This is a genomic window from Streptomyces sp. NTH33, from assembly GCF_003236365.1.
Classification (GTDB): Bacteria; Actinomycetota; Actinomycetes; order Streptomycetales; family Streptomycetaceae; genus Streptomyces.
The window spans coordinates 1-22916 of record NZ_POTZ01000069.1; the positions used below are offsets into that span (position 1 = coordinate 1).

Here is a 22916-nt window from a genome sequence, read left to right on the forward strand (position 1 = left end):
CCGCTCCGGCCGCTCCCGCGCAGCCCCCGGCCGCGCCGAAGCCCGCGGCCGCCGCTCCGGCTCCGGCCGCGAAGCCGGCCGCCCAGGCCCCGGCGCCCGCGAAGCCGGCCCCCGCGAAGCCCGCCGCCAAGGCCGCGCCCGCTGCCGAGGCGCCCGCCGGTCCCGAGTTCGTGACGCTGCGCGGCCCCTCCGCCGCGGTCGCCAAGAACATGAACGCCTCCCTGGAGCTGCCCACGGCCACGTCCGTGCGCGCCGTCCCGGTGAAGCTGCTGTTCGACAACCGCATCGTCATCAACAACCACCTCAAGCGGGCCCGCGGCGGGAAGATCTCCTTCACGCACATCATCGGCTACGCGATGGTCCAGGCCATCAAGCAGATGCCGTCGATGAACTGGTCGTTCGCCCAGAAGGACGGCAAGCCCACCCTGGTCAAGCCGGACCACGTCAACCTCGGCCTGGCCATCGACCTGGTCAAGCCCAACGGCGACCGCCAGCTCGTCGTGGCCGCCATCAAGAAGGCCGAGACGCTGAACTTCTTCGAGTTCTGGCAGGCCTACGAGGACATCGTCCGCCGCGCACGCGACAACAAGCTGACGATGAACGACTTCACCGGCGTCACCGCCTCCCTCACCAACCCCGGCGGCCTCGGCACGGTCCACTCGGTGCCGCGCCTGATGCCCGGCCAGTCGGTGATCATGGGCGTCGGCTCCATGGACTACCCGGCGGAGTTCCAGGGCACCTCCCAGGACACCCTGAACAAGCTCGGCATCTCCAAGGTCATGACGCTCACGTCGACCTACGACCACCGGGTGATCCAGGGCGCCGCCTCCGGCGAGTTCCTGCGCGCGGTGGCCAACCTGCTGCTGGGCGAGCACGGCTTCTACGACGACATCTTCAAGGCGCTGCGCATCCCCTACGAGCCGGTCCGCTGGCTCAAGGACATCGACGCCTCGCACGACGACGACGTCACCAAGGCCGCCCGCGTCTTCGAGCTGATCCACTCCTACCGGGTCCGCGGCCACGTCATGGCCGACACCGACCCGCTGGAGTACCAGCAGCGCAAGCACCCCGACCTCGACATCACCGAGCACGGCCTCACCCTGTGGGACCTGGAGCGGGACTTCGCGGTCGGCGGCTTCGCCGGCAAGACGCTGATGAAGCTGCGCGACATCCTCGGCGTGCTGCGCGACTCGTACTGCCGCACGGTCGGCATCGAGTTCATGCACATCCAGGACCCCAAGCAGCGCAAGTGGATCCAGGACCGCGTGGAGCGCCCGCACGTCAAGCTGGAGCGCGACGAGCAGCTGCGCATCCTGCGCCGGCTGAACGCCGCCGAGGCCTTCGAGACCTTCCTGCAGACGAAGTACGTCGGCCAGAAGCGGTTCTCCCTGGAGGGCGGCGAGTCCGTCATCCCGCTGCTCGACGCGGTCATCGACTCGGCGGCCGAGTCCCGCCTGGACGAGGTCGTCATCGGCATGGCCCACCGCGGCCGCCTCAACGTGCTGGCCAACGTCGTCGGCAAGTCGTACGACCAGATCTTCCGCGAGTTCGAGGGCAACCTCGACCCGAAGTCGATGCACGGCTCCGGTGACGTGAAGTACCACCTGGGCGCCGAGGGCACGTTCACGGGCCTGGACGGCGACCAGATCAGGGTTTCGCTGGTGGCCAACCCCTCCCACCTGGAGGCGGTGGACCCGGTCCTGGAGGGCGTCGCCCGCGCCAAGCAGGACATCATCAACAAGGGCGGCACGGACTTCACGGTCCTGCCGGTGGCGATCCACGGCGACGCGGCCTTCGCGGGCCAGGGCGTGGTGGCCGAGACCCTGAACATGTCGCAGCTGCGCGGCTACCGCACCGGCGGCACGGTCCACGTCGTCATCAACAACCAGGTCGGCTTCACCGCCGCCCCGGAGTCCTCGCGCTCCTCCATGTACGCGACGGACGTGGCCCGCATGATCGAGGCCCCGATCTTCCACGTCAACGGCGACGACCCGGAGGCCGTCGTCCGCGTGGCGCGGCTCGCCTTCGAGTTCCGCCAGGCGTTCAACAAGGACGTGGTGATCGACCTCATCTGCTACCGCCGCCGCGGTCACAACGAGTCGGACAACCCGGCCTTCACCCAGCCGCTGATGTACGACCTGATCGACAAGAAGCGCTCGGTGCGCAAGCTCTACACCGAGTCGCTGATCGGCCGGGGCGACATCACCCTGGAGGAGGCCGAGCAGGCCCTGCAGGACTACCAGGGCCAGCTGGAGAAGGTCTTCACCGAGGTCCGCGAGGCCACCACCGCCTCCCAGCCGTTCTCCGTGGACTCCCAGGAGCCGCAGGACGGCTTCCCGGTCGCGGTCCCGACGGCCGTCTCCACCGAGGTCGTCAAGCGCATCGCCGAGTCCCAGGTCAACCTCCCCGACCACCTCACCGTCCACCCGCGTCTGCTGCCGCAGCTGCAGCGCCGGACGGCCATGGTCGAGGACGGCACGATCGACTGGGGCATGGGCGAGACCCTGGCCATCGGCTCGCTGCTGCTCGAGGGCGTCCCGGTCCGGCTGTCCGGCCAGGACTCCCGCCGCGGCACCTTCGGCCAGCGGCACGCGGTGATCATCGACCGGGAGACCGGCGAGGACTACACCCCGCTGCTGTACCTGTCCGAGGACCAGGCCCGGTACAACGTCTACGACTCCCTGCTGTCCGAGTACGCGGCGATGGGCTTCGAGTACGGCTACTCGCTGGCCCGCCCGGACGCGCTGGTGATGTGGGAGGCCCAGTTCGGCGACTTCGTCAACGGCGCCCAGACGGTCGTGGACGAGTTCGTCTCCTCCGCCGAGCAGAAGTGGGGCCAGACCTCCGGCGTCACCCTGCTCCTGCCGCACGGCTACGAGGGCCAGGGCCCGGACCACTCGTCCGCGCGCCCCGAGCGGTTCCTGCAGCTGTGCGCGCAGAACAACATGACGGTCGCGATGCCGACCCTGCCCTCGAACTACTTCCACCTCCTGCGGTGGCAGGTGCACAACCCGCACCACAAGCCGCTGGTCGTCTTCACCCCGAAGTCGATGCTGCGCCTGAAGGCCGCGGCCTCGAAGGCGGAGGAGTTCACCACGGGCCAGTTCCGCCCGGTCATCGGCGACGCGTCGGTGGACCCGAACGCGGTGCGCAAGGTCGTCTTCTGCTCCGGCAAGGTCTACTACGACCTCGACGCCGAGCGGAAGAAGCGCGGCGTGACGGACACGGCGATCCTCCGCATCGAGCGGCTGTACCCGCTGCCGGGTGCCGAGCTCCAGGCGGAGATCGCCAAGTACCCGAACGCCGAGAAGTACCTGTGGGCCCAGGAGGAGCCGGCGAACCAGGGCGCGTGGCCGTTCATCGCCCTGAACCTCATCGACCACCTGGACCTGGCGGTCGGCGCGGACATCCCGGCCGGCGAGCGCCTGCGCCGCATCTCCCGCCCGCACAGCTCCTCCCCCGCCGTGGGTTCCGCGAAGCGGCACCAGGCGGAGCAGGAGCAGCTGGTGCGCGAGGTGTTCGAGGCGTAACCGCTCCCGCGAGCCGTAGCCGTACATGACCGGGCCGCACCCCCTGGACGGGGTGCGGCCCGGTCGTCTCGGCGCACCTATCCTTGACTCCATGTACTTCACAGACCGTGGCATCGAAGAGCTGGAGAAGCGGCGGGGCGAGGAGGAGGTCACCTTCGAGTGGCTGGCGGAGCAGCTGCGGACCTTCGTCGACCTGAACCCGGACTTCGAGGTGCCGGTGGAGCGTCTGGCGACGTGGCTGGCCCGGCTGGACGACGAGGACGACGAATAAGGACGCCGACGACCGGCGGCCGTGCGGCGCGGGGCGCCCCTTCGGGGGCGCCCCGCTGCTTTTCTTCTTTTCTGCTTTTCGGGGGCATGCGCCGCATCACCGGAACGAGTGTCTTGACTTCCCGCGGGCGCGATATATCGTGTTTGACGGAGGACGCGATATGGCGCGTCGCGCGTGGTGCCGGGGAGGTCCGCATGTCCGAGTGGTCCGTCGGAGAGCCCAGGAAGCTCACTTTCGACGAGCAGGTGACCGAGCTGAACGTCCGCATCGTCCACGGCACGGTGAACGTGGTGGGCACGGACGAGGGTTCCGCCCGTCTGGAGGTCTCCGAGATCGAGGGTCCGCCCCTGGTGGTCACCCAGCAGGGCGGCACGCTCACGGTGGCGTACGAGGACCTGCCCTGGAAGGGCTTCCTCAAGTGGCTGGACCGCAAGGGCTGGCGGCGCAGTGCCGTGGTCTCCGTGGCCGTCCCGTCGAGCACGCGCGTGGAGCTCGGGGTGGTCGGCGCCGGCGCGATGGTCTCGGGGATCCACGGACGCACGGAGGTGAAAGGCGTCTCCGGGGACACGACCCTGGTGGGCCTGACGGGCCCGGTGCGCGCGGACACCGTGTCGGGCAGCGTGGAGGCGCAGGCCCTCTCCGGCGCCCTGCGGTTCAACTCGGTCTCCGGCGACCTGACGGTGGTCGACGGCGCCGGCCCCTCGGTGAGGGCCGACTCGGTGAGCGGGTCGATGATCGTCGACCTCGATCCGGCGGGCGGCCCCACCGACGTCAGCCTGACCAATGTCTCCGGCGAGATCGCCATCCGGCTGCCCCACCCGGCGGACGCGCAGGTGGAGGCGAACACGGCGAGCGGGAGGGTGTCCAACGCCTTCGAGGACCTCAGGGTCGCCGGCCAGTGGGGCGCCAAGCGGATCACCGGCCGGCTCGGCGCGGGCAACGGAAGGCTGAAGGCGACGACCGTCTCCGGCTCGATCGCCCTGCTGCGGCGCCCGCCGGCCGAGGACGGACCGTGGGAGGCGGAGCCGCGGGACACCCGGCCGGAAGAGGATTCGACCGGCACTCCGACCGACGGCACGACCGACAAGAAGGTGCTCTGACATGCCTCCCGTCTTCGCCCACGGCCGCCTGCGCCTGTATCTGCTCAAGCTGCTCGACGAGGCCCCGCGCCACGGCTACGAGGTGATCCGGCTCCTCGAGGAGCGCTTCCAGGGGCTGTACGCGCCCTCGGCGGGCACCGTCTATCCGCGGCTGGCCAAGCTGGAGGCCGAGGGCCTGGTCACGCACACCACCGAGGGCGGCCGCAAGGTGTACGCCATCACGGACGCCGGCCGCGCCGAACTGGCTGATCGAAGCGGCGAGTTGGCCGATCTGGAGGTGGAGATCCGCGAGTCGGTCGCCGAACTCGCCGCGGAGATCCGGGCCGACGTGCGCGGCGCGGCGGGCGACCTGCGGCGCGAGATGCGCGCGGCGGCGTCCCAGACCCGGCAGGGCACCGAGGAGTACGGCGGCGTCGACGACAAGGAGGCCTGGCAGGCCGCCAAGGAGGAGATGCGCCGCGTCAAGCAGGAGTGGAAGGAGCAGGCCCGGCGCGCCAAGGAGGAGAGCCGCAGGGCGCGCGAGGAGGCCCAGCGGGCCCGGCACCAGGCCAAGGAGGCGCAGGAGCGGGCACGGGCCCAGGCGCAGGAGGAGCTGCAGCGCATCGCCCGGCGGGTCCAGGAGCAGGTGCAGGACCACTTCTCCCGGGGAGACTGGCCCACGGGGGTACGCGAGGGCCTGACCGAACTGGCCAAGGAGTTCGGCGACTTCGGCAAGGACTACGCCTTCGGCCGTACGGCGTCGCACGCGGAGTACTCCGACACCCCGGAGGGCTTCCCCGCCGACTACGAACCGGCCTGGGCCCACGAGGACCTCACCGGCAACCCGGCCCGCGACCTGGACCGCCTCCTCGACCGCTTCCGCGACGACATCCGCGACGCGGCCCGGGACCACGGCATCACCCCCACCCAGCTCCGGGAAACCCGCCGCCACCTGGCGACGGCCGCCGCCCACATCGCGGCGACCCTCCACAGGTCGAAGACCTGACGGCACCCGTCAGCCGGCCGCCTGGGTTCCTCCGCCGCCGTACAGGACCTTCGCAAGGGAGTCGTAGGTCACGCCGTGGTCGGCAAGAACCTCGGCGGGGGTACCCGGGCGGGCTGTCAGGGCGAGAAGGAGGTGCTCATCGCCGATGTGGCGGTCGTGGTGGGCGACCGCGGTCCGCAGGGACTGGCTGAGCAGGGCCTTGGCGCCACGGTTGAACGGTCGCCGCCCCCAGCCGCCGCTCTTCGCTGCCGGGGCCAACGCCCCCTCTCCATGGGTTCCTTCGATCCGTGAGATGACGGCCGACAGGTCGATGCCCAGGTCGGCCAGTGCGTCCGCGTCGGCCCGCGAGAGCCCACCCCTGCGGCGGGCCTCGTCCAGCGCCCGTACCACCGCCTGCCGCCGGGGCGGCGTGAGGCCGAGCGCCGCCAGCGCGAACGACCCGCGGGTGCCCTCGCGGTCGAGCAGTGCGAGCAGCACGTGGGACTCCTCGACCTGTCCGGCACCGGCCTGCTCGGCGTGCCCGACCGCGCCCTCGACCACTGCCCGGGCGTCCTTCGTGAACCGTTCGAACATCACTGCCTCCCGTGTTTCTTGTGCACGGCCTGCCTGCTGACGCCGAGTTCGGCGGCGATCTCCTGCCACGACCAGCCCTGGTTGCGCGCACTGCGCACCTGCACCGCCTCCAGCTGCTCGAGCAACCGGCGCAGCGCGGCCACGGCCCGCAGTCCGACCCGGGGATCGCGGTCGCCCGCGCGCTCGGCGAGATCCGTTGCTTCGGTCATGCTGTCAACTTACGTTGACAGCATGACTTACGTCAACCCTGGTTGACAAGCCCCAAGGTGTCGAGACGCGAACGGCGGGCCCGGAGGAAATCCGGGCCCGCCGAAGGGGCCGAAGAAGGGGGAGGGGAGGCTCAGGACCGGGTGAGCACGATCTTGCCGAACTGGTCGCCCGAATCCATCCGTTCGAAGCCCTCGCGGGCCCGGTCCAGCGGCAGCACCTCGTCGATGACGGGACGCACCCCGGTGGCGGCACAGAAGGAGAGCAGGTCCTCCAACTCGTCCTTGGTGCCCATGGTCGAGCCGACGACCTTCAGCTCCAGGAAGAAGATGCGGGTCAGCTCGGCATGCGAGGGCCGGTCACCGCTCGTCGCCCCGGAGATGACGAGCGTGCCGCCGGGCCGCAGCGACTTCACCGAGTGCGACCAGGTGGCCGCACCGACGGTCTCGATCACGGCGTCCACCCGCTGCGGCAGCCGCGCCCCCGGCTCCAGCGCCTCCACCGCGCCGAGCTCCACCGCCCGCTTGCGCTTGGCCTCGCTCCGGCTGGTGGCGAACACCCGCAGCCCCGCCGCCCTGCCGAGCACGATCGCGGCCGTGGCGACACCACCGCCGGCGCCCTGCACGAGGACGGAGTCCCCGGGACGTACCCCCGCGTTGGTGAAGAGCATCCGGTACGCCGTCAGCCAGGCCGTGGGCAGACAGGCCGCCTCCTCGAAGGAGAGCTCCCTGGGCTTGGGCAGGACGTTCCAGGCCGGCACGGCGACCTGCTCGGCGAAGGTGCCCTGGTAGCGCTCGGTGAGGATGGACCGGGGCTCCTTCGGCCCGACCCCGTGTCCGCTCTGTCCGATCACGGAGTGCAGGACGACCTCGTTGCCGTCCTCGTCGACGCCGGCGGCGTCGCAGCCGAGGATCATGGGCAGCTTGTCCCCGGACAGCCCCACCCCCCTCAGCGACCAGAGATCGTGGTGGTTCAGCGAGGCGGCCCTGACATTGATCGTGCTCCAGCCGGGTCGGGCCTCGGGGGCCGGGCGCTCCCCCGTCTCCAGGCCGTTCAGCGGCTGGTCGCGGTCGATTCGGGCGGCGTAGACAGCGAACATGACCTTGACGATAGGGGTGCGCGGGCGGCTACGGAACCGCGGGCCGCTGTGACACACACCCTCTTGCCAGGCGGGAGGAGCCGGGCAGAAGAAATGGCCCCGCCCGTTCGGGCGGGGCCATCCGGGTCACGTCAGCGACGGGCGACGCCCTCCGCGCGAGCCGCCGCGGCCACCGCCGCGGTCACGGCCGGCGCGACCCGCTCGTCGAACGGCGACGGGATCACGTAGTCCGCGGCGAGGTCGTCGCCGACGACCCCGGCCAGCGCCTCGGCCGCCGCGATCTTCATGCCCTCGGTGATCCGGGACGCCCGCACCTGCAGCGCGCCCGCGAAGATGCCGGGGAACGCCAGGACGTTGTTGATCTGGTTGGGGAAGTCCGACCGCCCGGTCGCCACGACCGCCGCGTACTTGTGCGCGACCTCGGGGTGCACCTCGGGGTTCGGGTTGGCCATGGCGAACACGAAGGCGCCCTCGGCCATCGACGCCACGGCCGTCTCCGGCACCGTACCGCCGGAGACGCCGATGAAGACGTCGGCGCCGGCCAGCGCGTCCTCCAGGGACCCGCTGAGGCCCGCCTTGTTGGTGAACTCGGCCAGCTCGCGCTTGACCGGCGTCAGGTCCTCCCGGCCGGTCGACACGACGCCCTTGCGGTCCGCGACGGCGACATCGCCGATGCCGGCCTCGACCAGCATCCTGGCGATGGCCACACCGGCCGCGCCCGCGCCCGAGATGACGGCCCGCAGCTCCCCGAGCGACCGCCCGCTCAGCCGCGCCGCGTTGCGCAGCGCCGCCAGCGTCACGACGGCGGTGCCGTGCTGGTCGTCGTGGAAGACCGGGATGTCCAGGCGCTCCTGCAGCCTGCGCTCGATCTCGAAGCACCGGGGCGCCGAGATGTCCTCCAGGTTCACCCCGCCGAAGGACGGCGCGAGGCGCACCACGGTCTCGACGATCTCGTCGACGTCGGTGGTGTCGAGCGCGATCGGGACGGCGTCCACGCCGCTGAACTGCTTGAACAGAATCGCCTTCCCCTCCATCACCGGAAGGGAGGCCTCGGGGCCGATGTCTCCGAGCCCCAGCACGGCCGTGCCGTCGGTCACGACGGCGACGACGGACGACTTCCACGTGTAGTCGTGGACCAGTTCCGGCTGCTCCGCGATCGCGGAGCACACGCGCGCGACGCCGGGCGTGTACGCCAGGGACAGGTCGTCCTTGTCACGGACGGGCACGGTGGCCTGCACGGCCATTTTGCCGCCGCGATGCAGCGCGAAGGCCGGGTCGAAGGAATCGAGCGGCTCTGCTCCGCCCTCCTGACCCGCGCTGTCGCTGCGAGGATTGACGATCTCCGCTGCCACTTGGTTTTACCCCTTAAGTATTCATGGTTTGAGGGTTGCCACGCCCTGGTGAGGGGTGGGCGGGACCGCGCACGGCCGGTGACTGATGCGTTCAGGCCGATGCGCGACGGGTGCGCCGCACACGCACCCTGAGCCCCGGATGAGGGGTGTAAAGAACCTTCTTACCGGACGGACGGCGCCGACGACGAGTCCATAACGCGAAGGTCACATGATGCGGACCTGTTTTCTGACCCCATATGTGACCAAGTCCTCGTCAAGTCTTGACCATGGACCCAAATACTCCCAAACGCTCTGTCCTGGCAGGCCATACCCCGAGACGGGCCGAAGATTTTCCGGCCAGAAGGAGTCATGACCGCGGATAGTCCGGCAGTGACGGGCCTGTTCCGCGTGGTTCGGGGGTCACCCGTTATCCGATTTTGACATGGCGAGCCCCCTGAACGGCGCAGCGCGAATGGCAAGATGCCGTCCATCACACGAGGTCGCGACACCCGAAGGTGTGTGTTCTCGTCGCCCCATCGGCAGCTCCATCCATCAGCCGGAGGAACCACCATGACCGCAAGCTCCACCCGTCGTACGACCGCCGCGCACTCCCGGCTAGCTGCGGTCGGTGCGATCGCGGTCGCCGGCGCCCTGCTTCTCACCGGCTGCGGTGACCAGACCGACAAGGGCGGCGACAGCAGCGCGAACTCCTCCTCGGCACCGCTCGCCGACAAGCTCCCCCAGGACATCCGCAAGGCGGGCGTCATCAAGGTCGGCTCGGACATCGCGTACCCGCCGGTCGAGTTCATGAAAGACGGCAAGGCCACCGGTATCGACCCGGACATCGCCGAAGCCCTCAGCAAGCAGCTGGGCGTGCGGTTCGACTTCCAGAACGGCAAGTTCGACCAGCTCATCGTCGGTATGCAGTCCGGCCGCTTCAACGTGATCATGTCGGCGATGAACGACACGAAGGACCGCCAGAACGGCATCGACTCCGACACCGGCAAGAAGGCCGGAAACGGCGTCGACTTCGTCGACTACTTCACCGCCGGCACCTCGATCCTGGTCCAGAAGGGCAACCCCAAGGGCATCAAGAGCCTGGACGACCTGTGCGGCAAGGTGGTCGCCCTGCAGCGGGCCACCACCTCCGAGGGCATCGCCAAGAAGCAGAACGCCAAGTGCAAGAAGGACGGCAAGAAGCCCATCACCCTGCAGACCTTCGACACCGACCCCGAGGCGCTGCTCCGGCTGAAGCAGGGCGCGTCCGTCGCCGACCTCAACGACTTCCCGGTCGCCGCCTACAACGCCAAGACCTCCGGCGGCGGCAACGACTTCGAGGTCGTCGGTGAACAGATCGAGGCCGGCCCCTACGGCATCGCCGTCAGCAAGGAGAACACCCAGCTCCGCGACGCGGTCCAGGCCGCCGTGAACGCGATCATCAAGAACGGCGAGTACCAGAAGATCCTCGAGAAGTGGAACGTCACGGACGGCGCCGTCACCGAGGCCAAGATCAACGGTGGCTCCTGAGCCTCGCGACGACTGACGAGACCGAAGGGCAGTCACCGTGACTGACATCGTGGACAAGGCTCCGGCAGCGGAGCTGCCACCGGAGCAGATCAAGGCCATCCCAGTGCGCCACTACGGCCGCTGGGTGGCCGGCGCCGTGGTGATGGGCATCCTGGTGCTGATCGGCATCGCGTTCTCCAACGCGAAGATCCACTACAGCATCATCCCGGACTACCTGACCGACGGCACCATCCTGTCGGGCGTCTGGCACACGTTGTACATCTCCGTGCTCGCCATGGTGCTCGGCCTGGCGCTGGGCGTCGTCCTGGCCGTGATGCGGATGTCGTCGAACCCGGTCACCAGCACCGTGGCCTGGTTCTACGTCTGGTTCTTCCGCGGCACGCCGGTCCTGGTCCAGCTCCTGCTCTGGTACAACATCTCGCTCATCTTCCCCATCCTCAACCTGGGGTTCTACAAGGACGAGATGAACCAGGTGATGACCCCGTTCCTGGCGGCGCTGCTGGGTCTGGGTCTGAACGAGGCCGCGTACATGTCGGAGATCGTCCGGGCCGGCATCCAGTCGGTCGACGAGGGGCAGACGGAGGCCGCGCACGCGCTGGGCATGACCCGGGGCAGGACGCTGCGGCGCGTGGTCCTGCCGCAGGCGATGCGGGTGATCGTGCCGCCCACCGGCAACGAGTTCATCAACATGCTGAAGACCTCCTCGCTGGCGTACGCGGTGCAGTTCAACGAACTCATCAAGCGGTCCACGGACATCTCCAGCACCTCGCTGGCGGTGGTCGAGCTGTACTTCGTCGCGTCGATCTGGTACTTGATCCTCACCAGCGTCTTCAGCGTCGGCCAGTACTACCTGGAGCGCCGTTACGCCCGCGGTTCCACCCGCAACCTGCCGCCGACGCCGCTGCAGCGGCTGAAGAAGAACCTCCGCCTGTTCGGTTCGTTCCGGCGCCCGGAGGTGGCCCGATGAGCTTGCTCGGCAAGGACGTCCCCAGGAGCGGCAGCGGGGCACTGATGGTGCGGGCCGAGGGCGTGCACAAGTCCTTCGGGCCCGCGCACATCCTCAAGGGCATCGACCTGGAGGTGAACCCGCGCGAGGTGTTCTGCCTGATCGGCCCGTCCGGTTCCGGCAAGTCCACATTCCTGCGGTGCATCAACCACCTGGAGAAGATCAGCGCCGGCCGGCTGTACGTCGACGGCGACCTGGTCGGCTACCGGCAGAAGGGCGACAAGCTCTACGAGCTGAAGGAGGCGGAGGTCGCGGCGCAGAGGCGGGACATAGGCATGGTGTTCCAGCGCTTCAACCTCTTCCCTCACATGACGGCACTGGAGAACGTCATGGAAGCGCCGGTCCAGGTCAAGCGCGAGTCCAAGGCAGTGGCCCGCGAGCGGGCGCAGCGCCTGCTGGACCGGGTGGGCCTCGGCGACCGGACCGGCCACTACCCCGCCCAGCTCTCCGGCGGTCAGCAGCAGCGCGTCGCCATCGCCCGCGCGCTGGCGATGGAACCGAAGCTGATGCTCTTCGACGAGCCGACCTCGGCACTCGACCCGGAACTCGTCGGTGAAGTGCTGGACGTGATGCGGGACCTCGCGGAAGACGGCATGACGATGATCGTCGTCACGCACGAGATGGGCTTCGCCCGAGAGGTCGGGGACTCGCTGGTGTTCATGGACGACGGCGTGGTGGTCGAGGCGGGTCACCCGCGCGAGGTCCTGACGAACCCGCAGCACGAGCGCACGCGGTCGTTCCTCTCCAAGGTGCTCTGACCGCCACGCGCCGGATCCGCTCCATGCACCCCGCCATGCACTTCTGTGTGGCGGGGTGCATGGCGTCCGGGGCGATCATCGCTGCCGCCCGGCGGCGACGAACGCCGCCTTCTCCATGCAGAGGAGGACGCCATGAAGGCGAAGAAGAGGTTGCTGACCGCCGTACCGCTGGCACTGGCGATGGTCGTCTGTGCGAACGCCCAGGCGAACGCGGTCACCAAGCACTGGTCGAGCCGGACGTACAGCGACAGTTTCCAGCGCTGGTCCGAGCCGCTCGACAGATGTGTCACGCTGATGATCACCGGGACCATGGAGTACCGCTGGTGGCTCAAGCAACCCAACACCGGTCGCAAGGACATGTGGATCGACCAGATCAAGCTGAAGAACCCCCAGCTGAAGATGACCGTCAAGGGCCAGTGCAACCGCAGTGGCGCACCGCGCAATGTGAGCAGCGTGAAGATGTCGCAGTACATCTACGACTACGGGTGCCACACCTCCACGGCCATCACCGTCAGCGTGCCGTTCGCCGTCGGTGTCACGCCGACCAAGAAGTGCGGCCGTATCAAGGTGGCCAAGGCGACGTCCTCGTTCCCGAAGAAGGACCACGTCTACACCCAGAACAACACGGGCCGTCCCGTCACGTTCAAGCCGAAGTCCCTGGACGCCAAGCCCTACCCGGGGCACAAGGAGATCTGCCTGCGGGCCGACGTGTCCGCCAGGGTGGTCCTGGGCAACACCGACGACTCGTTCAGCAAGGCGCTCAAGGCCTGCGCGAAGGTCTTCAAGTAGTGAAGGTCTCCAACTGGTAACGAGACCGGCCGGCCGACAACCGGTATGCGGTAACCGGGCTCTCCGCATTCAGTGACATCTGATCGCTGAAGACGGGGGGCGCACCACAGTGAGATACCGCGTACTCGGACCATTGCGCGTGTGCACGGAGACGGGGGAACCGCTGACGCTTCGGCGCCGCAAACCCCGTCTCCTGCTCGCCATGCTGCTCCTGCGCAACGGCCGCACCGTCTCCACCCGGGAGCTGGCCCGCGCGCTCTGGCAGGACGCGCCGCCGCCGTCGGCCCGGGCCAATCTCCACGCCTACCTCTCGGCCCTGCGCAAGCAGCTGGGAGCGGGCCTGCTGACAACGGCGCACGACGGCTACCGGGTCCACGTCGAGACGGGCGACCTGGACTCGGACCTCTTCGGCCACCTTGTCGCCGAGGCGCGTACCGCCGCTCGCACGGGCCGCCCGCAGCAGGCCGTACGCCGCTTCACGGCAGCGCTGAACCTGTGGCGAGGAGACGTCCTGGAGGGGCTGGAGCTGACGGGGCCCCTGCGTGACGAGACCGCCGGGCTGCGGGAGTTGCGACTGTCGGCCGAGGACGAGCTGATGGGCGCGTACCTCGATGCCGGTGAACAGGCCCACGTGGTCGCGGAGTTCCGGAGGCTGGTGCGTGCCGAGCCGTTCCGCGAGCGCCGGTGGGGCCGGCTGATGGAGGCGCTGCACGGATCCGGCCGCGCCAAGGAGGCGCTGGAGACGTACCAGGAGTTGTACGCCCTCCTGGACAGCGAACTCGGGCTCGAGCCGGGCGAGGAGTTGAGGGCGCTGCACAGCCGGATCCTCGCCGCGACCGGCCCCGACGGAAACACACCGCTCCCGCACCCTCGGTGGCGGGGCGCACGGCCGTACGTCACAGTCGTCGGCCGGGACCGAGAGCGGGCCGAGCTCGCCGGACTCGCGTTACGCCATCGGCTGGTGACCGTCACGGGACCCGGCGGCTGCGGCAAGTCGACGCTGGCGCTGGACACCGCTCACATGGTGGCCGCCAGTTTCACGGACGGGGTGACCGTCATCGGCCCCGCCGAGGCAGGGACGACGCTGCCCGACGCGCTGCCGGGCCCCAGCACCGGACGCCACGCCCTGGTCGTACTGGACGACTGCGAGCGCCTGCCGGGCTCGGCCACTGTGGCCCGCAGGCTGCTCTCCCAGCCGGGCAGCACCGTGCTGGCGGCCTCGCGGACGCCGCTGGGCATCAGCGGCGAGGTGACATGGCCGCTGGCTCCGCTGCCCACCCCGGAGGCGGACGAGGAGACTGCCGCCACCCGGCTGTTCCTGCAGCGGGCCGCGGAGGCAGCGCCGGGTTTCCACGTCGAGGCCGGGCACAGGGCGCTGGTCTCAGGAATCTGCCGGCGCCTCGACGGCCTGCCGCTGGCCGTCGAACTGGCGGCGGCACGGCTGCGGGTCCTCTCGCTCCAGGAACTCGCCGAACGGCTCGACGACAGCCTGGACTGCCTGCTGGCCCCGGCCCCCGGCGCATCCGCGCAGCACGACACCCTCACATCCGCCTTCGGCTGGGCCCACGCCCGCCTCGGTGCCCAGGAGCAGCAACTGCTGCGCCCTCTCGCAGCACTGGAAGGGGAGTTCAGCCTGGTGGACGCGGCGGAGGCGGCCTCGCCGCACCTCCGGCCCGCCTGCGTACTCCAGGCACTCGTCACGCTCGTGGAGCAGTCCTTCGTCCAGTCGCGGGACACACCGGGTGGCCGCAGGTTCCGGCTGCTGGAGCCGATACGCGCGTTCGTCGCTCAGGTCGAACCGCGAGAGCGCGAGCGCGGGGACCACGGCGCAGTGCTCGGAGCGGGGACTTACTTCAGTGCCAGCAGCAGCGTGTCCGACGGCGAGCACCACACCGGCCGGGCCTCCGCGAAGCCCTTCTCGCGCAGTACGCGCGCGTGCCAGGCGGCGGAGGGCATCTCGCCGTCGGCGTGGGTGCCGTAGATCTCGAAGCGGCGGGCCGTCGGCCCGGCGAGGACCGGGTCCTTGGCGGCCAGGGCCCACCACTCCGCCCAGTCGAGGGCGCCGTTCCTCATGGCCCGGTCCCTGCGGGCGCGGCTGTGGGCGGCCTCGGCGGTGTTGATCCTCGGCGTGCTGTCGTCGGTCATGTGGTCGGCGTTCATGAAGACACCGCCGTGACGGACGAGTTCCGCGACCTGACCGTAGAGGGTCTCCAGGGCTTCCGCGCGCAGCCAGTGGAGGGCCGTGGCGGTGAGGACCGCGTCGTACGTGTCGTACGGGAGCCGGGCGGGCCAGCCGGGGTCCTTGAGGTCGGCCTCGACGAGGGTCACCCGCTCGTCGCCGGCGAAGGTGCCCCGCGCGATGGTGAGCAGGGCGGGGTCGAGGTCGACACCGGTGCCGGCGGCCCCCGGGAACCGGTCCAGGAGGCGGGCGGTGATGCTGCCGGTGCCGCAGGCGAGGTCGAGGACGCGCGGCTCGGGTCCGACGAAGGCCTCCACCATGTCGAGCATGGTGCGGAAGCGGTCCTCCCGGTCGGGCATGTACCACTCCTGCTGGCGGTCCCAGCTCTCCTGCCAGGCCCGCCAGTCGCTGCCGGCGGCCGTGGCGGCCCTCGTGTCCGTGTCCGTCATCGCAAGCCCCTCCCTCACGCATGCCACGTAATACCCTGGAAGCGCGATCGTCTGTTACTCGACCGCGTGACGACCATAGACCCCCGCTCGTAAGGACTACAAGTGGAACTGGCCTATTACTCGGATTACGCCGTACGTCTCGTCAACAGCGAGGAACCGGCCCGGGGCAAGGACAGCCTGACCTCGGTCGAGGCGATCCGGGACCTGTTCGACGCGAACTCCTCCGCGGCCCGCCGCGCCACCGACGCCGACGTCACGCGCTTCCGCTCGGTACGGGCCCGGCTGCGCGCGGTCTTCGAGGCGGCCGACACGGGCGACGAGACGCTCGCGGTGGCCCTGCTGAACTCGCTGCTGCTGGAGTTCCCGGTGAGCCCGCAGATCTCCGGGCACGACCACCGTGACGAGGACGGCCGCCCGCTGTGGCACATGCACCTGGCCGACCACCCGTCCAACGCCACGGCCGGCTACGCGGCGATCGCGGCGATGGGGCTGGCGTTCCACCTGACGGAGTACGGCGTCGACCGCCTCGGCCTGTGCGAGGCCGCGCCGTGCCGCAACGCCTACCTCGACACCTCGACCAACCGCTCGCGCCGCTACTGCTCCGACCGCTGCGCGACCCGCGCCAACGTGGCCGCCTACCGGGCCCGCAAACGCCTGGAGGCCGACCGGTCGGTGAAGACGGGCCTGGCCGCCGACAGCGCCCAGCGCACCAGCGCCAGCGGCGAGCGCTGAGCGGCCTTGCGCGGCCGGTAGCGGAACCACACCTTGCCCAGGACCAGGTCCTCGGGCACGGTGCCGTAGTCGGTGCTGTCGCCCCCCGCGTACGCGTTGTCGCCGAGCACCCACCAGCCACCCTCGCGCCGCTCCGCCGCGCGTTTGACGACCAGCAGGTCCTGCTGGAACGGATGCCGCAGGACCACCACGTCACCCGGCCGGATCCGGGCGCCGTACTGCACCACGAGCCGGTCCCCGTGGTGCAGCGTGGGCACCATGGACGGCCCGGTCACCTCGGCCGGCCCGAAGGGCAGTACGGCCCCCCTGCGCCCGCTCTCCTGCGACAGCTCCGGCATCCCCGGCACCTCCCCGGTCGGTTCCTCCACAGTCTCAGTCTCACCCTGGACTTTTGTCCTAAGCCCTGGGGGGCACCCGCGAAAACACGCCTTGCAGGGAGTAATGTCCCACCTGAGAAGACGATCACGAGGAAGGAATGCTCCATGCTTTCCCGCCTGTTTGCCCCCAAGGTCAAGGTCAGCGCACACTGCGACCTTCCCTGCGGTGTGTACGACCCGGCCCAGGCCCGCATCGAGGCGGAGTCGGTGAAGGCCATCCAGGAGAAGATGGCCGGCAACGACGACCCGCACTTCCAGACGCGGGCCACCGTCATCAAGGAGCAGCGTGCCGAGCTGGCGAAGCACCACGTCTCCGTGCTGTGGAGCGACTACTTCAAGCCTCCGCACTTCGAGAAGTACCCGGAGCTGCACCAGCTGGTCAACGACACGCTGAAGGCCCTCTCCGCCGCCAAGGCCTCCACCGACCCGGCCACGGGCCAGAAGGCACTGGACTACATCGCCCAGATCGACAAGATCTTCTGGGAGACCAAGAAGGCCTGATCTTGAATCATGCCCTCTGACCTGCGGTTTCCTTGACCGCCTGGTCATCCGGTCCGCACCCGGTCCGCAGTCCGCCGAGCACGGCGTCCCTGACGGACCGGGTGCGGTCCTCTTCGCCCGGCCACGGATGGGCATGGATCCGCAGCGTGATGACGGCGGAAGCGCGGCCGAGAACGAGCTGGACCTGCTTGACGCCCGCCCCGCCGGCGATGAGCGCGGAGGCGTAGAAGTGCCGCAGGTCGTGGGTGACCATGTGCGGCAGCTCGACGGCCTTACGGCTTTCCCGCTCGGCGGCCCCATTCTCGGCTGCCTGGAGCGCCTTGCGAGCCCCGTTCCACTCGGTCTTCCACCGCCGGTAGTTGAGCGGCTCGCCCTCCTCCATCGTGAACAGCCACTCCTTGGAGGGGCGTGCGGCAAGATGCGCGAGGAGCGCGTCGGTGACGACCTTGCCGACCGGAACCGTACGCCGGGACTTGGCGGTCTTCGGCGGGCCGATCTTGCCGGACTGAAGCCGCTGCCGGTCGACCCGGATGGCGCCGGCCTTGAAGTCGACGTCCGACACCTTCAGGCCGAGCAGTTCACCGATGCGCAGCCCTGATCCGGCAAGGGTGACGATCGCCGCACAGATGTACGGCGGCATCACCTGTGCCATCGCCTCGACCTGCTCGACCGTGGGCGGGGTGACCTCCTCGTCCGGCATGGCCGGGAGGGTGATCCGGCGGCTGAAGTTCCCCCTCTGAGCTGGGCGGCGACGCCTTCTACGTGAAGATCACCGACTAGAGGAAAGGGCAGCGGCACCATGGTGCTCCTGGCTGAATACCGTTGCAAGGCCACACCGGCCCGCCGCGTCGTCGAAATCTACGACGCCGACGCCTACCTCAGCGATGACGGCGCCATGGCCGCTGCCCGCACGCAGGTGGTGGCCGGCAACGGCTACCACCTGTACCTCCTCAGTCTGCAACCCGACATCGACGTCGAGGTCGCCCTTCGCGTCTGGGACATCGCACCTGACCCACCTGCCGAGGCCGAAGGCCATGTCCCCATCAGTATCGAGTCGGAAACCGGCACCCTCGTCGTCAGCCAACTGGAATACGGCCCCGCAGGGGACATGACCTTGCCGCGTCCCGGTGTCTACGAAGGCCACGCCTGGTGGGAAAACCGGCGAGCGACAGCCGACTACTACGCAAGGACGCTCGACCACCCCACCGACGACGCCTTCGAAGACCACCTCACCCAGGCATGGAACAACCCCCCGGTCACCGAACGCTACGTCCTGGACCTCGCCTATATCCGCGAACCCGAACCCGTCGACGACGAAGATCTGTGAGGCCGGTCCAGTCCGCACACAGTCCGCAGGACATCCGATCGGGACCGTCGCACCCCATCGCCAGCAAACGATAAAAGGCCGGGTCAGCGACGTGCAGCGATCATCGCCGCAGGCCACCGACCCGCCCCGTTACCAGGGGACCAAGAAGGCCTGACCGCAGGCGTCGTCCGCTGATCGGCGGTCGGTGCGTCACTGCGGGTCGGTGAGGATTGTGCAGAGGGTCCGGCCGGCCGTCCGGCCGGGACCTTTCCGCTGCGCCGGGTCCTCTTCCGCCGGCCCGTGCCATGCTGGCGGGATGACGCCCGAAGACCTGGTGCGGCTGCGGCGGGCCCGCGACCGGATGGACCGTGAGTACGCCGAGCCGCTGGACGTGGCCGCGCTGGCGCGGACCGCGCTCATGTCGCCGGGGCACTTCCAGCGCAGTTTCCGGGCCGCGTTCGGGGAGACGCCGTACGGGTATCTCATGACCCGGCGCATCGAGCGGGCGAAAGCGCTGCTCAGGCGCGGGGACATGAGCGTGACGGAGGTGTGCCTGGCGGTCGGCTGTACGTCGCTGGGGTCGTTCAGTTCGCGGTTCACCGAGCTCGTCGGTCAGACTCCGAGCGCCTATCGGGCGCGGTCGCACGAGGACAGCGCGGTGATTCCGGCGTGCGTGGCCCGGACTTTCACGCGCCCGAGGCGCACGGGGCCGCCGCCGGCGCCGTAGCGTGAGGGAATGGACCTCAAACTCCGCCAGTGCTTCATCGCCGTCGACGACCACGACAAGGCGCTCACCTTCTACCGCGACGTGCTGGGGCTGGAAGTCCGCAACGACGTCGGGTTCGAGGGGATGCGGTGGGTGACCGTGGGATCGCCGCTCCAGCCGGACGTGGAGATCGTCCTCGAGCCGCCCGCGGCGAATCCGGACGCCTCCCCCGCCGACAGGGAGGCCATGGCCCAACTGCTGGCCAAGGGCATGCTCCGCGGGGTCATCTTCAGCACCTCCGACTGCGACGCCCTCTTCTCCCGCGTCCAGGAGTACGGCGCCGACGTCGTCCAGGAGCCGATGGACCAGCCGTACGGAGTCCGCGACTGCGCCTTCCGGGACCCGGCGGGGAACCTGCTGCGGTTCATGGAGCGGGGCGAGGAACAGCACTGAGTCGTGCACGCCCACACGGTCGCGGCCCATCGCCACGCCCTGCGGCGCCGCTCCCCGTTCCGCGTCACCTCAACGCCTCCCCGCTCACCTGGACCTGACGGCAACGCTGCCGCCGGGCCGGGGCCGCTCAGCGTTTTCTGCGGTAGGTGCGGACCAGTACGCCGTTGCCGAAGGTGCGCGCCTCGTCGAGGGTGAACTCCGTGATGCGGAAGCCGGAGCCGAACATCGGCATGCCCGAGCCCAGAACAACCGGGTAGGTCTTGATGACGAGTTCGTCGATCTCGTCGGTCAGTTCGCCCGCGAGTTTCGAGCCGCCGCACAGGTAGATGCCGAACTCTCCGTCCTCCGACTTCAGTTCACGGATCCTGCCCAGCAGGTCCGTGGAGATGATCTCCACGTTCGGGTCGGGGGACTCGCCCAGGGTGCGCGAGGCGACGTACTCGCGCAGGTGGGCGTAGGGGGTGGTGATGCCCTCCTCGAGGGCCACGTCGTAGCTGGCCCGGCCCTGGACGATCGTGTCGAACCGCTTGTTCTCCAGGTCGTCGATGCCGAGCGCGCGGCGGCCGTGGGTGGCCACGGTCTCCGGGTACTCCGCCTTCAGGAAGGCGAGGAACTCCTCGTCGACGAAGGGGAAGAACATCCGCGCGTCGCCGCCCGGGTCCCCGATGAAACCGTCGATGGAGCAGGCGATGAAGTAGGTGAGCTTTCGCAAGCCGGTCCCTTTCCGTAGGCTGCCGTAACCACTCTGCTTGTAGTGCTTCAGTTGTAGTACTTCAACCGTAGTGGTTGCAAGGGGTTTCCGTGAGCCCGGACAAGTGAGAGAAGGGATTCCGTATGGCCGGCAATCCGGAGCGGCGGGCGGCGCTGGTCGACGCCGGGGTCGAGGTGCTCGCACGCGAGGGCGCGCGCGGGCTGACGTTCCGCGCGGTCGACGCCGAGGCCCACGTGCCGGTGGGCACCGCCTCGAACTACTTCACCAACCGCGACGACCTGCTGCGCCAGATCGACGTCCGGCTGCACAGTCGCCTCGCACCCGACCCCGAGGTGTTTGCCGCGCTGATGAACCGCCCCAAGGACCGCTCCCTGGTCGCGGCCTTCATGCACGACCTCCTGGCCCGCGCGACCCGTGACCGCACGGGCTACCTGGCCCTGCTGGAGATGCGGCTGGAGGCCACCCGGCGCCCCGGACTGCGCGCTTCCTTCACCAAGTCGGTGCGCGGGGACCTGGAGGAGGCTCTGGAACACCACCGGGCCGCCGGTCTGCCCGGCGGCGACGCGACCGTGACGGTGCTCTACCTCGCCATGCTGGGCCTGCTCCTGGAGCACCTGACCCTGCCGGGCGTCCTAGACGGCGTACTGCCCGGGGTGAGCGTGCCGGACGGCCTGGTGGACCGCATCGTGGCAACGATCGTGCCGGAGGGCTAGGACGCGTGGGACTCCCGCCACATCGGCCACATCCGGGGGCCGTCCGGGAGGTCGAGGGCGCGGCCGGTGAGGGTGAAGCCCAGGCGTTCGTAGAGGGTGATGCTGCGCTCGCTGCTGGCCTCCAGGTAGGCGGGCAGACCCTTGCGGTCGCAGTGGTCGAGGGTGTGCTGGATGAGGGCGCTGCCCAGGCCCTCGCCCTGGCGGGCCGGGGTGACGCCGATCATCCACAGGTACTCGTGGGCGCGGTCCCCCGGGTGGAAGTCGGCCATCAGGCGGGCGATCTCCTCCACGCGCGCGTTGGCCGGGTCGACCGCCTCGCGCAGGCGTACGGCGTCGTCGGAGTCGTCCGGGTCGCCGGGGGCAGCCGCCGGGATCGACAGCCACAGTGCGCAGGCCGTGCCGTCCTCCGTCACGTCGATCCGGCCCTCTTCGAGCACGAGGTCGGTGAAGGCGGCCATCAGCCGGTGGTGGGTCGTGCGGCGGTACTCCTCGCCGGGGAAGACCCAGCCGCTCACCGGGTCGTCCTGGAAGGCCTCGTCCAGCAGCCGTACGACCCATGCGCGGTCGTCCTGCCCCGCCGACCGGATGCCTACGCCCATCTTCCGCCCTTTCAGCTCAAGTACCCCTGTAACTACCGGAGTTGAGCCTAAAGGAAAGGGGCGGGCCCCGCACACCGTGGGGCGGTGCGGGGCCCGCCGGACCGGAGCCCCGGCGGCCGTACGGGGTCAGGAACCGTACGGGCCCGGCGGCTCCGGGGTCCTCCCCGGTGGGGCGGGGGTCAGCTGGTGCGCCTGGTCACGAACTCGGCCAGGGCCAGCAGGCCGCCCGCGTGCGCGGGGTCGGGGACGGCGCGGGCCAGGTCGTCCACCGCCCGGGCCATCCGGTCGGCCGCCTGGGCCTGGGCCCAGTCCCGGCCGCCGGCCCGCTCCACCGCCAGCGCGGTGCGCTCCAGCTCCTCCTCTCCTTCCCGCCCTTCCCGGTGCGGCCGGGCGTACAGCTCGGCGAGTTCGACGGCGGCCGGGGTGCCGGAGGTCAGCGCGGCGACCACCGGAAGGGACTTCTTGCGTGCCGCGAGGTCGGCACCGGCCGGCTTGCCGGTGCGGGCCGGGTCGCCCCATATGCCGATCACGTCGTCGATCAGCTGGAAGGCGAGCCCCGCCTGCCGGCCGAACGCGTCCAGCGCCTCGGCCTCCTCCTCGCCCGCTCCCGCGTACAGCGCGCCGACGGCACAGGAACAACCGAGCAGCGCGCCCGTCTTGGCCTCGGCCATGGCGAGCACCTCGGCGAGCGTGACCTCGCCGGGGGCTCGGTGCTCCAGGGCCGTGTCCGCCCGCTGGCCCTCGCACAGCTCGACCACGCAGGCCGCGAGCCGGGCGGCGGCCGCCTGGGACGCCGGATGCCGGTCCTCGGCGAGCAGCCGCAGAGCCAGCGCCTGCAGGGCGTCCCCGGCGAGGATCGCGTCGGTGTCACCGAACACCGTCCACGCGGTGGGCCGGTGCCGGCGGGTGGCGTCCCGGTCCATCACGTCGTCGTGCAGCAACGTGAAGTTGTGGATCAGCTCCACCGCCGCGGGGAACGGGGGCAAGGCGATCCGCCCGGCGCTCGTCCTCAC

23 protein-coding genes and 2 pseudogenes are annotated in these 22916 nt (G+C 70.0%); 15 read left to right on the top strand and 10 right to left on the bottom strand.

Annotated features, from left to right (window positions below; genetic code table 11):
• The 4 genes from C1I97_RS09885 to C1I97_RS09900 all read left to right on the top strand — a co-directional run.
• Positions 1-3530 (top strand): multifunctional oxoglutarate decarboxylase/oxoglutarate dehydrogenase thiamine pyrophosphate-binding subunit/dihydrolipoyllysine-residue succinyltransferase subunit (locus C1I97_RS09885; protein WP_111002848.1); only part of this gene is annotated, 3530 nt, incomplete at its 5' end.
• A gap of 91 nt (positions 3531-3621) precedes the next feature.
• A complete protein-coding gene (locus C1I97_RS09890) occupies positions 3622-3801 on the top strand; it encodes a DUF6104 family protein (protein WP_003992906.1) in 180 nt (59 codons plus the stop codon).
• Positions 3802-3995: 194 nt separating this feature from the next.
• Entirely contained in the window at positions 3996-4901 is a 906-nt protein-coding gene (locus C1I97_RS09895; protein ID WP_111002849.1) for a DUF4097 family beta strand repeat-containing protein, read from the top strand.
• Position 4902: 1 nt separating this feature from the next.
• Complete coding sequence (locus C1I97_RS09900) at positions 4903-5886, top strand: PadR family transcriptional regulator (protein ID WP_111002850.1); 984 nt, start codon at positions 4903-4905, stop codon at positions 5884-5886.
• A gap of 9 nt (positions 5887-5895) precedes the next feature.
• Here the strand turns inward: C1I97_RS09900 and C1I97_RS09905 are convergent, their stop codons facing one another.
• The 4 genes from C1I97_RS09905 to C1I97_RS09920 form a co-directional block, all read right to left on the bottom strand.
• Positions 5896-6459 carry a Clp protease N-terminal domain-containing protein gene (locus C1I97_RS09905; RefSeq protein ID WP_111002851.1) on the bottom strand — a complete coding sequence of 188 codons (564 nt, stop codon included), beginning with the start codon at positions 6457-6459 and terminating at the stop codon, positions 5896-5898.
• Positions 6459-6668 carry a helix-turn-helix domain-containing protein gene (locus C1I97_RS09910; RefSeq protein ID WP_111002852.1) on the bottom strand — a complete coding sequence of 70 codons (210 nt, stop codon included), beginning with the start codon at positions 6666-6668 and terminating at the stop codon, positions 6459-6461. The genes C1I97_RS09905 and C1I97_RS09910 overlap by 1 nt, the downstream gene beginning before the upstream one ends.
• A 131-nt stretch (positions 6669-6799) precedes the next feature.
• Complete coding sequence (locus C1I97_RS09915; RefSeq protein ID WP_111002853.1) at positions 6800-7765, bottom strand: zinc-binding dehydrogenase; 966 nt, start codon at positions 7763-7765, stop codon at positions 6800-6802.
• A 131-nt stretch (positions 7766-7896) separates the two neighbouring features.
• Entirely contained in the window at positions 7897-9117 is a 1221-nt protein-coding gene (locus C1I97_RS09920) for an NAD(P)-dependent malic enzyme (protein WP_111002854.1), read from the bottom strand.
• Between the two features lie 549 nt (positions 9118-9666).
• On the opposite strand from C1I97_RS09920, the gene C1I97_RS09930 reads away from it, so the two are divergent.
• From C1I97_RS09930 to C1I97_RS41300, 5 genes and pseudogenes are all read left to right on the top strand, one after another.
• Complete coding sequence (locus C1I97_RS09930) at positions 9667-10623, top strand: ABC transporter substrate-binding protein (protein WP_111002855.1); 957 nt, start codon at positions 9667-9669, stop codon at positions 10621-10623.
• A gap of 37 nt (positions 10624-10660) precedes the next feature.
• Positions 10661-11590: an amino acid ABC transporter permease gene (locus tag C1I97_RS09935; RefSeq protein WP_111002856.1), complete on the top strand. Its 930-nt coding sequence runs from the start codon at positions 10661-10663 to the stop codon at positions 11588-11590.
• Positions 11587-12387, top strand: a complete 801-nt coding sequence (locus tag C1I97_RS09940; RefSeq protein WP_309147789.1) for an amino acid ABC transporter ATP-binding protein — start codon at positions 11587-11589, stop codon at positions 12385-12387. Before C1I97_RS09935 ends, C1I97_RS09940 begins: the two co-directional genes overlap by 4 nt.
• A gap of 132 nt (positions 12388-12519) precedes the next feature.
• Entirely contained in the window at positions 12520-13176 is a 657-nt protein-coding gene (locus C1I97_RS09945; protein ID WP_111002857.1) for a hypothetical protein, read from the top strand.
• 139 nt (positions 13177-13315) lie between these two features.
• Positions 13316-13993: pseudogene (locus C1I97_RS41300) on the top strand (AfsR/SARP family transcriptional regulator); the annotation flags it as partial.
• A 1031-nt stretch (positions 13994-15024) separates the two neighbouring features.
• On the opposite strand, the gene C1I97_RS41305 reads toward C1I97_RS41300, so the two are convergent.
• Positions 15025-15804 carry a class I SAM-dependent methyltransferase gene (locus C1I97_RS41305; protein ID WP_111002859.1) on the bottom strand — a complete coding sequence of 260 codons (780 nt, stop codon included), beginning with the start codon at positions 15802-15804 and terminating at the stop codon, positions 15025-15027.
• A gap of 102 nt (positions 15805-15906) precedes the next feature.
• Here C1I97_RS41305 and C1I97_RS09960 point away from each other — a divergent pair, with 102 nt between their 5' ends.
• A complete protein-coding gene (locus tag C1I97_RS09960; protein WP_111002860.1) occupies positions 15907-16536 on the top strand; it encodes a CGNR zinc finger domain-containing protein in 630 nt (209 codons plus the stop codon).
• On the opposite strand, the gene sodX is transcribed toward C1I97_RS09960, so the two are convergent.
• On the bottom strand, positions 16440-16874 hold the full coding sequence (gene sodX, locus C1I97_RS09965; RefSeq protein ID WP_111002870.1) for a nickel-type superoxide dismutase maturation protease: 435 nt from the start codon (positions 16872-16874) through the stop codon (positions 16440-16442). The two genes, C1I97_RS09960 and sodX, sit on opposite strands and share 97 nt — an antisense overlap.
• Before the next feature lie 144 nt (positions 16875-17018).
• On the opposite strand from sodX, the gene sodN reads away from it, so the two are divergent.
• The gene (gene sodN, locus C1I97_RS09970; protein WP_111002861.1) at positions 17019-17414 is read left to right on the top strand and encodes a superoxide dismutase, Ni; all 396 of its coding nucleotides are present in this window, start codon (positions 17019-17021) and stop codon (positions 17412-17414) included.
• 7 nt (positions 17415-17421) lie between these two features.
• On the opposite strand, the pseudogene C1I97_RS09975 reads toward sodN, so the two are convergent.
• Positions 17422-18135: pseudogene (locus tag C1I97_RS09975) on the bottom strand (site-specific integrase); the annotation flags it as partial.
• 78 nt (positions 18136-18213) lie between these two features.
• On the opposite strand from C1I97_RS09975, the gene C1I97_RS09980 reads away from it, so the two are divergent.
• The 3 genes from C1I97_RS09980 (at position 18214) to C1I97_RS09990 (ending at position 19879) form a co-directional block, all read left to right on the top strand.
• A complete protein-coding gene (locus C1I97_RS09980; RefSeq protein WP_111002862.1) occupies positions 18214-18741 on the top strand; it encodes a hypothetical protein in 528 nt (175 codons plus the stop codon).
• A 295-nt stretch (positions 18742-19036) separates the two neighbouring features.
• Positions 19037-19447: a helix-turn-helix transcriptional regulator gene (locus C1I97_RS09985; protein ID WP_111002863.1), complete on the top strand. Its 411-nt coding sequence runs from the start codon at positions 19037-19039 to the stop codon at positions 19445-19447.
• 9 nt (positions 19448-19456) lie between these two features.
• Positions 19457-19879, top strand: a complete 423-nt coding sequence (locus C1I97_RS09990) for a VOC family protein (protein WP_111002864.1) — start codon at positions 19457-19459, stop codon at positions 19877-19879.
• 127 nt (positions 19880-20006) lie between these two features.
• Here C1I97_RS09990 and C1I97_RS09995 read toward each other — a convergent pair whose 3' ends face one another.
• Complete coding sequence (locus tag C1I97_RS09995; protein WP_111002865.1) at positions 20007-20591, bottom strand: dihydrofolate reductase family protein; 585 nt, start codon at positions 20589-20591, stop codon at positions 20007-20009.
• Between the two features lie 122 nt (positions 20592-20713).
• Between C1I97_RS09995 and C1I97_RS10000 the strand changes: the two genes are divergently transcribed.
• Positions 20714-21304, top strand: coding sequence for a TetR/AcrR family transcriptional regulator (locus tag C1I97_RS10000; protein WP_111002866.1), 591 nt, complete (start codon positions 20714-20716; stop codon positions 21302-21304).
• On the opposite strand, the gene C1I97_RS10005 is transcribed toward C1I97_RS10000, so the two are convergent.
• Together C1I97_RS10005 and C1I97_RS10010 are read right to left on the bottom strand one after the other, a co-directional pair.
• Positions 21301-21903: a GNAT family N-acetyltransferase gene (locus C1I97_RS10005; protein ID WP_111002867.1), complete on the bottom strand. Its 603-nt coding sequence runs from the start codon at positions 21901-21903 to the stop codon at positions 21301-21303. The two genes, C1I97_RS10000 and C1I97_RS10005, sit on opposite strands and share 4 nt — an antisense overlap.
• Before the next feature lie 179 nt (positions 21904-22082).
• On the bottom strand, positions 22083-22916 hold an 834-nt coding region (locus tag C1I97_RS10010), incomplete at its 5' end, for a polyprenyl synthetase family protein (protein WP_111002868.1).

What these genes read in the sequence shown, in the direction of transcription:
- C1I97_RS09945 (WP_111002857.1), top strand. Translation starts at nt 12,520, where the DNA reads ATGAAGGCGAAGAAGAGGTTGCTGACCGCCGTACCGCTGGCACTGGCG.
- C1I97_RS09895 (WP_111002849.1), top strand. Translation starts at nt 3,996, where the DNA reads ATGTCCGAGTGGTCCGTCGGAGAGCCCAGGAAGCTCACTTTCGACGAG.
- C1I97_RS10000 (WP_111002866.1), top strand. Translation starts at nt 20,714, where the DNA reads ATGGCCGGCAATCCGGAGCGGCGGGCGGCGCTGGTCGACGCCGGGGTC.
- C1I97_RS09915 (WP_111002853.1), bottom strand. Translation starts at nt 7,765, where the DNA reads ATGTTCGCTGTCTACGCCGCCCGAATCGACCGCGACCAGCCGCTGAAC.
- C1I97_RS09900 (WP_111002850.1), top strand. Translation starts at nt 4,903, where the DNA reads ATGCCTCCCGTCTTCGCCCACGGCCGCCTGCGCCTGTATCTGCTCAAG.
- C1I97_RS09910 (WP_111002852.1), bottom strand. Translation starts at nt 6,668, where the DNA reads ATGACCGAAGCAACGGATCTCGCCGAGCGCGCGGGCGACCGCGATCCC.
- C1I97_RS09930 (WP_111002855.1), top strand. Translation starts at nt 9,667, where the DNA reads ATGACCGCAAGCTCCACCCGTCGTACGACCGCCGCGCACTCCCGGCTA.
- C1I97_RS09980 (WP_111002862.1), top strand. Translation starts at nt 18,214, where the DNA reads ATGGTGCTCCTGGCTGAATACCGTTGCAAGGCCACACCGGCCCGCCGC.
- C1I97_RS09985 (WP_111002863.1), top strand. Translation starts at nt 19,037, where the DNA reads ATGACGCCCGAAGACCTGGTGCGGCTGCGGCGGGCCCGCGACCGGATG.
- C1I97_RS41305 (WP_111002859.1), bottom strand. Translation starts at nt 15,804, where the DNA reads ATGACGGACACGGACACGAGGGCCGCCACGGCCGCCGGCAGCGACTGG.
- sodX (WP_111002870.1), bottom strand. Translation starts at nt 16,874, where the DNA reads ATGCCGGAGCTGTCGCAGGAGAGCGGGCGCAGGGGGGCCGTACTGCCC.
- C1I97_RS09990 (WP_111002864.1), top strand. Translation starts at nt 19,457, where the DNA reads ATGGACCTCAAACTCCGCCAGTGCTTCATCGCCGTCGACGACCACGAC.
- C1I97_RS09890 (WP_003992906.1), top strand. Translation starts at nt 3,622, where the DNA reads ATGTACTTCACAGACCGTGGCATCGAAGAGCTGGAGAAGCGGCGGGGC.
- C1I97_RS09940 (WP_309147789.1), top strand. Translation starts at nt 11,587, where the DNA reads ATGAGCTTGCTCGGCAAGGACGTCCCCAGGAGCGGCAGCGGGGCACTG.
- C1I97_RS09905 (WP_111002851.1), bottom strand. Translation starts at nt 6,459, where the DNA reads ATGTTCGAACGGTTCACGAAGGACGCCCGGGCAGTGGTCGAGGGCGCG.
- C1I97_RS10005 (WP_111002867.1), bottom strand. Translation starts at nt 21,903, where the DNA reads ATGGGCGTAGGCATCCGGTCGGCGGGGCAGGACGACCGCGCATGGGTC.
- sodN (WP_111002861.1), top strand. Translation starts at nt 17,019, where the DNA reads ATGCTTTCCCGCCTGTTTGCCCCCAAGGTCAAGGTCAGCGCACACTGC.